The organism is Bacteroides congonensis, from assembly GCF_900130125.1.
Lineage (GTDB): Bacteria > Bacteroidota > Bacteroidia > Bacteroidales > Bacteroidaceae > Bacteroides > Bacteroides congonensis.
Window position 1 is genome coordinate 1185738 of sequence record NZ_FQXY01000010.1, and the last position, 12402, is coordinate 1198139.

Annotated in this window: 9 protein-coding genes; 2 read left to right on the forward strand and 7 right to left on the reverse strand. The window is 46.1% G+C overall.

Annotated elements, in window-relative coordinates; genetic code table 11:
• Window positions 1-147: 147 nt before the first annotated feature.
• A complete protein-coding gene (locus BQ7997_RS15775; RefSeq protein WP_073347164.1) occupies window positions 148-1395 on the reverse strand; it encodes a DUF2264 domain-containing protein in 1248 nt (415 codons plus the stop codon).
• 204 nt (window positions 1396-1599) lie between these two features.
• Here BQ7997_RS15775 and BQ7997_RS15780 point away from each other — a divergent pair, with 204 nt between their 5' ends.
• Window positions 1600-3168, forward strand: a complete 1569-nt coding sequence (locus BQ7997_RS15780) for a DUF4832 domain-containing protein (protein WP_073347165.1) — start codon at window positions 1600-1602, stop codon at window positions 3166-3168.
• Between the two features lie 68 nt (window positions 3169-3236).
• Here the strand turns inward: BQ7997_RS15780 and BQ7997_RS15785 are convergent, their stop codons facing one another.
• Window positions 3237-4226, reverse strand: coding sequence for a calcium/sodium antiporter (locus BQ7997_RS15785; RefSeq protein ID WP_073347166.1), 990 nt, complete (start codon window positions 4224-4226; stop codon window positions 3237-3239).
• A gap of 127 nt (window positions 4227-4353) precedes the next feature.
• Here BQ7997_RS15785 and BQ7997_RS15790 point away from each other — a divergent pair, with 127 nt between their 5' ends.
• The gene (locus tag BQ7997_RS15790) at window positions 4354-6210 is read left to right on the forward strand and encodes a mechanosensitive ion channel family protein (protein ID WP_073347167.1); all 1857 of its coding nucleotides are present in this window, start codon (window positions 4354-4356) and stop codon (window positions 6208-6210) included.
• A gap of 47 nt (window positions 6211-6257) precedes the next feature.
• On the opposite strand, the gene BQ7997_RS15795 is transcribed toward BQ7997_RS15790, so the two are convergent.
• The 5 genes from BQ7997_RS15795 to BQ7997_RS15815 are packed head-to-tail and all read right to left on the reverse strand — an operon-like array spanning window position 6258 to window position 12400.
• Window positions 6258-6743, reverse strand: coding sequence for a Riean_0653 family protein (locus BQ7997_RS15795; RefSeq protein ID WP_073347473.1), 486 nt, complete (start codon window positions 6741-6743; stop codon window positions 6258-6260).
• 17 nt (window positions 6744-6760) lie between these two features.
• On the reverse strand, window positions 6761-7411 hold the full coding sequence (locus tag BQ7997_RS15800; protein ID WP_044653665.1) for a hypothetical protein: 651 nt from the start codon (window positions 7409-7411) through the stop codon (window positions 6761-6763).
• A gap of 47 nt (window positions 7412-7458) precedes the next feature.
• Window positions 7459-8646 carry a THUMP-like domain-containing protein gene (locus BQ7997_RS15805; RefSeq protein WP_073347168.1) on the reverse strand — a complete coding sequence of 396 codons (1188 nt, stop codon included), beginning with the start codon at window positions 8644-8646 and terminating at the stop codon, window positions 7459-7461.
• 51 nt (window positions 8647-8697) lie between these two features.
• Window positions 8698-9468, reverse strand: coding sequence for a M15 family metallopeptidase (locus tag BQ7997_RS15810; RefSeq protein ID WP_073347169.1), 771 nt, complete (start codon window positions 9466-9468; stop codon window positions 8698-8700).
• Between the two features lie 43 nt (window positions 9469-9511).
• A complete protein-coding gene (locus BQ7997_RS15815) occupies window positions 9512-12400 on the reverse strand; it encodes a DUF6493 family protein (protein ID WP_073347170.1) in 2889 nt (962 codons plus the stop codon).
• Between the last annotated feature and the right edge of the window lie 2 nt (window positions 12401-12402).

Here is a 12402-nt window from a genome sequence, read left to right on the forward strand (position 1 = left end):
ATGTTTGATGATACTTCGTTATGTCTTGATATTTGTATGATTCATCTTGTTTTTCTTCTTTTTTATTTCTTCAAAGATACGAAATAAAAAAGGAAAAGTCAAGAGTTGGCTGTTATTAAACGATTCTTTCTTGAAACTGATTATTTTTTACTCTTCATGATAAGAGTGGTCTCTCGGAAAGTCCTCTCCATCCCATGCCTTTTTCGAAGTCCAGGGCTGTGAAGCATCTGTCCAGAAGGGATCGTCTGCGGGAAGACCTAATGGCAGGAAAGCGAGTGAAGCCATATATAAGCTTCCATTATTGGTGTAATAATCCGAGATGCCGGGTTGCGAACCGTTGAAGCCTAGCGTGAGGAAATCTTTTTCGTTGAAATTGCGGTTGTTTCCAAACATACGTTTGATGACGGCTGTCATGCCGGCACGTACTTGCCCGTTTGACAGTTCTTCGGGAAGCCAGTTTCGCCATGCTAGTAATGCCAACGTCTGCAAAGAACCTGTGCGATAAGTGATGGAACGTCCGACGACGGGCAGTGTTCCTTCCGGGGAGATAAGCCGTTCGAGAATCATTCCGAAGCGTTGTGCCCGTGCTATCGCTGTGTGGTAATTGCAGCCGGGCATATTCCATATCTTTTTATGTTTGCCGGCTTCGGTGAATATCTCCAAGGCTTCTATATACATGGGGTGTATCACGAAACTATTGTAATAGTCGAACGCAAAGTGGGGGCCGTCGGAATACCAGCCGTCACCTACGTACCATTCTTCTATCTTCCGTAAAGAGGAGCTGATACGATAGGTGTCGCTGGGCGCACCTGCTTTTCGAAGAAACGATTCGACAGTTGCGCTGAACAATAACCAGTTGCTGTATGACGGGTCAACTCGTCTGAGTTGGATAAATTCATTGATATAACGCTGCTTGGTCAGGCTGTCCAAAGGAAGCCATAGGGCATCGTAGCCCCTTAGAAAACTCTCTGCGATATAGGCTGCATCGACCAATGTCTGTCCTTCCTGACGCCATAGCAGATAATCCGCTGAAGAAGGGTCGACAGCATGTTTATAACTGCTCAAAGCCCATTCCCGAAGCTGTTTGCGTTGGATTCCTTCGGCTGTGTTGTCATCCGGCAATGATAACCAGGGAGCCAGTCCCGCCATCAGCCGTCCGAAACATTCCATATAAGTGACATCCTTATTGCGGCCATCCCACGTCGGGCTTAGTTCTACAAGCATGTTCTGTTTCAACCGGCCTTCGCTCATGTTGCTTAGTACAGGAACTGCCATTCGGTACATTACTTCACACCAGATTTCCCTGTCGCTTTTTTCCGCTTTCTTTTTAGCAATGATACTTTCTGCCGGAAGCAGGAGAATGATAAGCAAGAGTAGCCAATTCTGTTTTTTCATGTATTACTTTCTTTATTGAGACAATTTTTTTTTGAGACAAAGGCAAAGGTAGGGCAATTCCGTCGGCGGGACAAATACAATCTTAGCATTATCTAATACTTTTGCTTTTTTTATCCGAAACTGATACTTTACTGTGCGAAATGACTTGCAACGGGGCGTTATATCCCTATTTGTTATATATTTGCCGGCAAACGAAATATTACTATGAAGAAGAATTGGATGTATGGCAGTGTGATGGCTGCTTTGTTTGCCTTGATGGCAAGCGGTTGCGGTGATTCCCGGCGGACGGTCGAGTTTCGCGGAATCTGTGTAGATGACACGCATGGTGAAAACGGACTCTATAATCCCGGAAGGGGATTCCGGCTGGAGACGGCGGTAGATGTGCTGCATGAGAAAGATACTCCTACAAAAGAGTTGCTGGAGCTGTCGGAAAAGTATGTGGCGGATAGTGTCTCGCTTGCCCAAAGTTATTTCTATCTTACTTATCTGATAGGAGAGAAACTGTCAGAAGAGAATTTCCAAACCATGCAGACGTACTTTGACGAATTACAGAAGCAGGGAAAGAAAGCTGTGTTGCGTTTTGCCTATGAAAGGGATTTTATGGGAAGGGCTGCCGCAGGGCCGACCGGAGAACAGATACTGGAACATTTGGAGCAGTTGAAACCTTTTTTGGAGAAGAATAAAGACTTGATTTTGGTAGTGCAAGCCGGAATGATTGGTGCATGGGGCGAATGGCATAGCTCTATCCAAGGATTGGAAAACTCGGAAGAGACAAAGGCTGCGGTATTGGAAAAGCTACTTTCAGTAGTCCCCGAAGAAAGAAACGTACAAGTGAGGCTTCCTGAATTCAAGAACCTGCTGAAGGATAAACCGGAATTATATAAACGGCTTTCGTTCCACGATGACTTTATTGTCATACGTCCCGACAGATGGGATGCCGATATGCACGAAGGAACTGCCAAGTTCGACCAGATTGTGGCGGAATCGCCTTATCTCGTAGTGGACGGAGAACTCCCCTGGGGATTCTGGAGCGTAGGTGCAGACCCTGACAGCCCTTCTGCCGGATGGATTATTGACGGTCTGCAAGCGGCAAGACGCCTGTTCCTTCAGCATTATACTTCCTTGAGCATTATCCATAATTATAAGGAGCAGCATCCCAATAACAGATTTGACGAGAATAATCCACCCGAATATTCCATGATAGTCTGGAAGAAAACGATGATAACGGAAGATTCCCTTCGTCAGCACCATATGCCTGTGTCGGACAGTTATTTCCAAAAGCAGGACGGAACGAAAGTGGAGCGTAATATGTTCGATTATATACGTGACCATTTGGGTTATCGTATTGAGTTGCAATCTCTTCAGTTACCGAACCAACTGCAAGCCGGAAAAGAAAACCTGTTGAAACTGAACTTGGTAAACAGAGGCTTTGCTACTGTATTTGGAGAACACCCTGTTTATTTTGTATTGATTGATAATCAAGGAAAAGTTACGGAATTTCTGACTGAAGCCAATCCGTTGGACTGGCAACCGTATCAACCGGGTGATACTACCTATACATCATTGACACATTCCATCGGTTTATCCCTTGATTTGCCGGATTCAGTTGTGCCCGGAGAGTATAAACTGGGTTTGTGGATACCGGATGAGTCGGACAGGCTGAAATATAATCCTCGGTATGCTATCCGTTGCGCAAATGGCGATACTACCTGGTGGGTGTCTGAAGATGGAAAATATGGCGTGAATGTCTTAACTGATGTTGAGGTGGAATAAGGTTCGTTTTAAATTTGTTAGTATGAATGAAAAAGCTTCCGGTAGTCATGCCGGAAGCTTTTCTAATTTTATGTATTATAAATCAGCACCGCTGTATATGCCACATAGCAAAGTACCATGATACTTCCCTCTATCCGCGTAATCGTCCGTTTGGCAAAGAACAGCCCGAAGAACCAAAGCAGGACACATGAACCTACCAGCGTGAATAAGTCGAAGTTGGTGATTCCGCTTAGGCGGAGCGGGGTAATGCTGGCGCTGCATCCCAGTACGAAGAAGATATTAAAGAGATTGCTGCCGATAGCATTTCCGATGGCAATTTCGGGATTCTTCTTCAGTGCCGCTACGATGGACGTGGCAAGTTCAGGCAGGGAAGTTCCTGCGGCTACCAGTGTCAGGCCGATAATGGATTCACTTACACCCAGATTGCGGGCGATACCGGTGGCTCCATTGACGAATAGTTGTCCGCCATAAATAAGTGCGGCGAGCCCGCCAAGAATATAAAGAACGGATTTCCACCAGGGAAGCAATTTGATGTCGTCCTCTTCGGTAGGGGGAGCGGGATGCTGCGCATCACCTGCCACAGGCGTGGAAGGAGTACGGGCAATGGCGAAGGTATATCCCATGAAGATGGCGAAAAAACAAAGCAATAATAAACCGTCTACTCTGTTCAGGATGTTTTCCGAAGCCTTGTCAAGAAAGACATCATTGGCACAGACCAACAGGACGACAGAAGAAAGGATGCAGAGCGGTATTTCCTTTCTTAGCGTATTCCGGGTGATGACAATCGGGGCAAACAGGGCGGTGCAACCTACAATCATCAATGTATTGAAGATATTACTACCCACCACATTGCCTATGGAAATGTCCGCGCTGCCTTTGAGGGCGGAAGCGACACTGACTGTCAGTTCCGGGGCGGAAGTACCGAATGCGACAATGGTAAGTCCGATGACGATGGGCGGGATGCGGAAGCGTTTGGCTACTGAAGCCGAGCCGTCCGTCAATCCGTTAGCTCCTAAAAGAATGAGGATAAGTCCTCCTATAAGAAACAATATATTCATAATTTTTTCCGTTTGGTGGCAAAGATAATCATTTTGGGAGTTGATATGTCAAAAACAATCCGTATGTTTGCTCTGTTTTAATTAAAAAATAGATTAACCTTCATTCACTATCTGAGAATAAAAGGATATGGAAATAAATAGAATAAAAAGATTAGTACTGGTGTTGCTGGTGTCTTCCTTTGCAATGGGGGCGCAGGCACAGTTGGAACAAGCTGTTAAAAAGATATTTGCCGGAGATACCATAGCCGAGACACATCCCGCCTTGAAGCGGGATTCAGACTCGGCTTATGTGGCAAATTTGCAAAAGACATTGGAAGAAGCCCGGCTCAATGAAGCGAATATGCGTATGGAGATGGAGCAAATGAAACTCCAGATGGCTACCGCCGATTCCGTGAAATACGCACAGCAACGACAGCGCATTGATTCTTTGCGCCAGTTCACGAAGGGAATACCTGTAGTGGCGGATGGCGATACCTTATTCTATCTTTTTACCAAACGTGGCGGATATACTCCCCAGCAACGGGCGCAAATGACAGGTGCGGCAGTTGAGGAACTGGGAAAACGCTTCAATCTCCGTCCCGATTCCGTTTCTATCGACCATTCGGATATTGTCTCCGATTTGATGTACGGCAATAAGGTGCTGCTTTCACTCACAGACCAGGATGCATTGTGGGAAGGTGTTTCCCGTGACTCCCTTGCCAAAGAGAGACGGGAGAATGTTGTCTCCAAACTGCATGAGATGAAGGCTGAACATAGCATCTGGCGGATGGTAAAGCGGATTCTTTATTTCGTACTGGTGATTGTCGGACAGTATTTACTTTTCCGTCTCACAAACTGGTTGTTCCGTAAAGTGAAAGCACGAATCCTGCGGTTGAAGGATACGAAGATAAAGCCTGTCTCCATTCAAGGATATGAATTGCTTGATACACAGAAGCAAGCCAATCTGCTGGTCTTTCTCGCTAGTGTAGGGCGGTATATCCTGATGGCGTTGCAACTGTTGTTTACCGTACCTCTTATCTTTATCATATTTCCGCAGACAGAAGGGCTGGCATATCGCTTGCTGGGATATATATGGAATCCGATTAAGAATATTTTTATAGGTATCGTGGATTATATTCCCAAGTTGTTTACTATTATTGTTATTTGGTATGCGGTGAAGTATCTGGTGCGTCTGGTACTTTATCTGGCGCGTGAAGTGGAAGCTGGACGTCTCAAAATCAACGGTTTCTATCCGGACTGGGCGATGCCGACTTTCCATATCATCCGTTTCTTGCTTTATGCGTTTATGATTGCGATGATTTACCCTTATCTGCCGGGGGCTAGTTCAGGTGTGTTCCAGGGAATCTCCGTTTTTGTCGGATTGATTGTTTCGCTCGGTTCAAGCACGGTTATCGGTAATATCATTGCCGGACTGGTGATTACCTATATGCGTCCGTTCAAGATGGGCGACCGGATTAAATTGAACGATACTACCGGAGATATTATTGAGAAAACACCGCTTGTCACCCGCATCCGTACACCGAAAAATGAGGTGGTCACTGTCCCCAACTCGTTTATCATGTCTTCGCATACCGTGAATTACAGCACTTCGGCACGCGAGTACGGACTCATTATCCATTCGGAAGTGTCTATCGGATATGACATTCCGTGGCGGCAAGTCAATCAGATATTGATTGATGCTGCGTTGAATACTCCCGGAGTGGTGGGCGACCCGCGCCCCTTTGTGTTGGAAACGTCTTTGAGTGACTGGTATCCGGTCTATCAGATTAATGCCTATATCAAAGAGGCGGATAAGATGGCGCAAATTTATTCGGACTTGCATCAGAATATACAGGATAAATTCAATGAAGCGGGAATTGAAATCATGTCACCGCATTACATGGCTGTACGGGACGGAAATGCGACGACAATGCCTAAGGATGATTGGAGAAATGGTAATCCTGTGAATAAGGCGGGACAAGGGGAGACTACTGAAAAGCCATAAAGGAGTCTCTTCCATTACAGGAGAGAGACACCTGATGTTGTGTGTGTTTACTGATATTCATTACTGTCGGGTGTGGCGTAATGAATATCAAAACGTCCGTTGGTCAGACGGCTGCCATTGCCGAATGTCGCGCTGATTATTTTCGCGCTTGTGTCAAAGCGGCTTATAAAGGCTGTCCCGTCTTCCAGTTCTTCCTCTCCGGCTTTTACATTGGTGATGACGGACTCTTCTCCTTCTTTGGGAGCTAAGATTGTGAATTTTATGCAGAAACCGTCTTCCTTTGTCCTGACTGAAACGGATAGTTTATCCTCTTCTTCGTTTTTGTAATAGAAGAACGAATCGTGCGTCCATAGCGGTGAAGGGGCCCAGCCCAGATATCGTCCGCCCACATAAATCCAGCCGTCTACAAGGCATCCGAATGTGTTGGCACCTGTGGTTGTGGCAGGCGGCATTACTGTGATATCGACAGTGTTGTCTTCCGTACAGCTCCAAAGGCTGACAATAGAGAAAAGAATGAGTATATATTTTTTCATTTTCATTGAAGTTAAGGTTAAAAATAATAAGATAATCCCGCAGTGAGATTCAGGCGGGAAAGATTGGCGTCATGGTTTTCATCAAATCTGACGATGGTCGTTTCTCCGTGATAATGAGTTTTCATCCTGACAAGTCCGCTGAACAGGTATTGCACTCCTACTCCGAGTCCCAGGTTGGAAGTCAGTTTGTAGGTGGCATTGCTGTTGATTAGAAAACCGATACTTCTGGCTTTCACTCTCCGTGTTTTGCCGAATACCTCGCTGTTGTTCCGTAAAAAGAGTACGCCGGGTCCTACTCCCCCACGAATCTGCCAATGCCTGGTATTGGCGTTGCACATTCCGATTTGGGGACTGATGAAATGAATCAATAAATGGTCTTTTCCTTCGGGATGGCTGCCTTTGGAAGAGAATCCGGTATAGACTGCCCCGAAGATGAAACGTTTGAGAGGGCGGAAGTGGTACTGTCCGTCCCAGGTGACACCTTGTGCAAGCTTGCGTTGGTAACTGTGGGTACTCATGGTCAGTGTGGGAGTTCCTTTGAACATATTACCGTATCCGGCATGGAAGGAGAATTCATGTCTCTCGAAATTTCTCTGCGAGAAAAGTGTACCATGGCAGGCGGCTAGCACGATTATTATTAAAACCGTTTTTAGTTGTGCTTGATTCATGTGAAATTAGTTCAGATAGTTAGTTTGTTACAAAAGTAGTAAATATCTCAAGCTTTCTCACATCGGAGCAGAATTTTTTGCCCATTATTTAATGTGCTGGCAAATAGGTAGGTATCTCCCCCTTCTGCCAGGTTGATGCGTTTGCGTAGTTCAGCCACGGTAGCCGGAAAGTTGCGGACGGTGAGGTTCGCTTTCTTAAGGTCTGCCAGGCTTTCTTTTATTTCTTTCTTATTAAAACTACATTGGTTGACGATACGGAAGATTCTTCCGGGAAAGCCGCTAATCAGCGTATCGGAAGTATAAAGATGGCTGTTGGGATGCAGTTTCTTTACCGGATAGCTTGCGGCGATACTGCGAAAAGCGCCGGCTTTCAGAAGGGATGCATTCGGCTCATACAGGTAGTTCTCTAATGTATCCGTGTAGGTACATTCACTGCGCTGCTCCTGTTCACGGGTGAATACGAAGTGTTGTTCTTCCTGTTCTCCTTTTGTGGAGAGGTTCACGCAGTGGATTGGGACTTCTGCCGGCGGCTCTTGTCCGAGTAATAGCAGCAGTTCTTTACATTCGTTATTGACGGACAGAATATGGACTTCTTGTGTATGTCGCAGTTCTTTCAATGCCAATGAAAGGTCGAGCATGGGGGAGAGTTTGACCATTACCCGGTTGGCTTTGCTTAGTAAAAGTTCTTCCAGCTCGGCTACGTCCGGTTCGCAGTCGGAGATGGCTACGGTTTTGCCGCCATGCTCGTTGCGGCGGGCGGGGTCGAGGAAGATGCAGTCTACGGGAGACATTGTTTGCAGGTAGGCTACGCCGTCTTCATTTCTGACGGTAATATGGTTCAGGTTGAGTATGGGAAAGTTATGTGCCGCTATTTCGCAAAGTTCTTTCTGACGTTCTACGTAGGTGGCTGATTTGAATCCGTCAGCAAGGAAAGAACAGTCTATTCCGAATCCTGCGGTAAGGTCAGTCAGGGATTCGCCTTGCAGGAGACTTGCCTTGTAGCGGGCGGTGATTTCCGAAGAGCATTGTTCCAATGACAAATGTTTCGGATACCATATATCTTCTATCTCCTTCCACGATGGGATTTTTTCGGCGGCGGTCTGTCGTCCTGCAATTTGAGTGATGGCAGTCGGCATATCCACATCCGGATATTTTTTAGCTTGCAGAGCCAGGGTGCGTACATTGTCCGATAGGTGTTCGCGGATGAATTGTTGAGTTTCGGGGGAGATTTCCATAAGGGTGTTATTACGTTATTGTGATAGTACGATGAATCGTTAAGTAGCGGTTTATGGTATTAATTTATATTTCTGTCTGGCTACGTCCCGGCTGCAAAAGTTGAAGTGCCACCATTCACTGGGCAATGCACGGAATCCGGCTTCTTTCATTACTTTTCGCAGCAGTATCCGGTTCTGCCGTTCTGTTTCACTCATTTTTCCGTTACGTACCAGTTCGCTTTCCTGTGTGATATGAGCTTCTGCACCCAGGTGGTCTACTTTCGTTCCCATGGGCAGTGGTTGGCCTAAAGAGTCCTGGATACTGATATCTACTGCCAGTCCGTAATTGTGGAGCCCACCGCCACGGTTCGGATTGGAGACGTATTTGCATTTAGCTGTTCCCTTCACTACATTCCACATCTTTTTTTGTACGGACATCGGGCGTGCGGCATCATAAATAAGGAGACTATACGACGGATGCAGCTTTTTCAATGCTCTTTGTGCTTTTACAAGAGCGTGTGCCGCATCCGGGTGCAGATAGGCTTCCGATAAATCATCGTAAAGAACCTCTCCTGTGAAATTATCCGCTTGTGTGTACATCAGCTTCACGGCAAGACTGCTGTCAAGTTCGGTCACGTCTACCAGTCCTAAAGAGTCCATATAGCGAGCCATCGGACTTTTCTCCGGTTGCGGGGCGGGAAGGACGGCTTCACAGACTTGTACGGTATCTATATATTCAGTCCCTGCTTTTGTGGAATCCTTTCCTTCCTTTGTCCCGGAAATACAGGAACACCACATCAGCAGAACACAAAAAGCAGGCAGACAGTGTTTCAGAAATCTCATTGTACTTTTGTTTTTTCGATGGCAAAGGTACTCTTTTTTGCTTTTAGCATTTGATATTCTGAACTGCTTTTTTCAGGTTGGCTACTCCTTTCCATACATTCAGCAGACGCAAGACACGTTCATCTTCCGCTTTGCTGTTATTGATAGAAAGTATTTCCGCATAGATTTCCAATAGCTTCTTTAAATCCTTGACAGGCTTTTCAGGAAGTTCGGCGAGTAGTGCGACAAGCAGTTTCTCCAATTCCCGGTTGTGTAGCGGACTGACGTTCATCATCTGTTGCTGTATCAGGTCGGTTAATCTTTTCAGAGGGCCCCATCCAGTGCATTGGTGCGAGCCTAGAATCCTGCCTATGCGTGAGCTGTCCATGCATCCTGTGTTTGCACGTTCTATCCATATTTCGGCAGCATAGGCACGACTGGTTTTGTCTGCTACCAACATGCAAGTGGCTTCCAGAAGATAAGATATCTCGTGCCATGTGTGCCTGAACTGGTGGAATGTTGCTATCGTAGTCCGGGTCACGTTGACCTCTCTTACTTCATTTAACATCGGGTCGTATATCGCTTGGCAGATGCACCATGCTAATAATGGCTCCGGCGTATTGGGTGCCAGCCATAACAGACGCGGCAAATCTTTTGATATTTCGTCGAAATACTGTCCCTGAGGATAATATATTTCTACAAGCAACGGATGTGGAGTGCGCGGGTGATACTCTGCTCTCTCGTTATATTTCCCTTTGTTGATGATTCGGACGTTCTGTCCTTCCGGAAGATGAATACTGATTGTAGAGGAAGTCCATTCTACCACTTTCTTGGTGTAATCTATATATGAATGAGATTCCAGATACGTTTTCCATGCGAAGTTTCCAGTCAGAAATTCACGTGGACTTTCGTTGTAGGGGAAGTCCTTAAATTCGGGATAGGCCGTTTCCGGTGATTTGATAAGTCCTGCTGTCATCCACCATGCCGGATGCGTAAAGGGGGACTGGGGAGCAGACTCTTTCTCTCCGAACAGGAAGAGAAGCAGATTCCGGTATTCTCCTTCCAGTTCCTGAGTGATGGTGGAGAGTAGTTGAGCGGTGGTTTCATCCAGTACCGTACGCGACAGTGCTATTTGCATATCCTGACTATTAGGCTCGACATCTGCCTGTTGATATTGCTTCAATCTTTGTATGAGGATTGCCGGGTCGATAAACATGGGTATATGCGTAGGCGTGGAAAGCAACGGCAGGCGGGGCTTGTTGCTTTCAAGCATATCTAAGGTATGACATAGTAATTGCCTGTGCACGCGGTGCTCTATTTGTTTATTTCTTTTTTTTCGGATGGTAAGCGATTGTAAATTGCAGAATCCCCAATGTCCTCGTTGTACTTCATCTTTCTGCACCATTTTCTCGTGCAGGACTTTCAGCTCTTTCCCTTCTTCAGGGAAGCGTCTGATTAGTAGCTTTGAATAGTCGACAAGGAAGGTTGCCATCATATCGTCCAATATACCGGTGCGGGAATTCCCACCGCTTAGAATTAGTTTATAGGCACGTTGAAAAATGGGCGTCCATTGGGGGACTTGCCCGGCTTCCAGTTGGTCGTCCCATTGTATCAGCGAACTGATAAATTGTTCGAAGTGATACACTTCGTTTACTTCCAACACTTGGCTGGCTAAAAATATCAGGTCTTCGGTAGAGGTGATTTCCGGTATCCGGTTCTCTTCGCTGATGATGGGCGGGATAGGCTCATAGGATTCACTGATAAAGGAAGCATTGTTGGTTGTCGGGTTTGCCGGGGTGATGTCAGAGGAGCTACCTTCCAGATAAGGTTTCAATTCTTGTTTGATGCCGGTCAACATGGTATCTACATAAACGGAAAGGGCTTCTTTCAATGTTGCCGATTCTGTGTCTCCGTAGGTCTGAATCAGTTTTACTATTTTACTTTGGATAGATTCTTCACGGCTCATTAGCCCTTGTGCGGCGGCACAGCAGATGGCGTCGCAGTATTCTTTTCTTTCTTTCGCCAGCTTGTTGAGGATGGCCAACGTATTTTGATGGACTGCCTTTACGTCCGAAGCAAACAGGACGGAAGTCTGGTTCAGAAATTCTTCTGTCGGGAATTGGGGGTGACTGCACAGGTTCTTTAGCAATTTGAGTATGATATTTGTCGGACGGCTGTGGGGGCACGACAGGACGGCAAATAGTTCCGGTTGTAACTCCAATTGTTCCTCTACGCTGGGAGTGAGTGCTTCGAACATGCCGGCAAACCAACTGCACAGGTTTTTATTCATGTTCCGGTTGACGGCAAGCAGGGATTCTTTCAGTACGCGCATACGGTTCAGCAGTCCATTTTCGATGAGGTATCTGTAGGGATAGTAGGGGGAACCGCCATTTCGGCTATCCATCCAGTTTTGGCCGCAGTCGTATTCAAAGAGGTACCAAATGTGCTCTTTCAATGTAATTTCCCGTTTTTGCAATATGCTGGTGTTGTTAATATAGTTCACCAGATAGCCTACTATGGTCTGTGGTGTTGGGCTGACAGTGAGAATTCCCTGTTCCAACCAGTCCATTAGTATCTCATAATCCATATTATAGAAGCCGCGGGAATCTTTTCCTTCACCTTCTTTGAAGAAGGTATTCAGCCAGGAAGGGATGTGCCACGAAATCAATTCATTCAGTCGTTCGACATTTATCCCCCAATAGTATTTACTATATTCTTTCTGAGAATAGATGACGAAGGCGGTAAGGTTGAGGATACGATGTTGTTCGGGAGTGGCGCGTGTACCGTATGTGTTTGGCTCTAGCTGGACAAACTTATTATAATGCTCTTCCTGTTTGTTGAGGCAGGGGACGAGACTTCTTCGTTCTTCCTGCGTTAATCCTTGCAGAAAGGGGATGATGGCATCACCCTGTTGTTTTTCTACTATTTCGTTGAGGCGTTCTTCTATGGTCATAA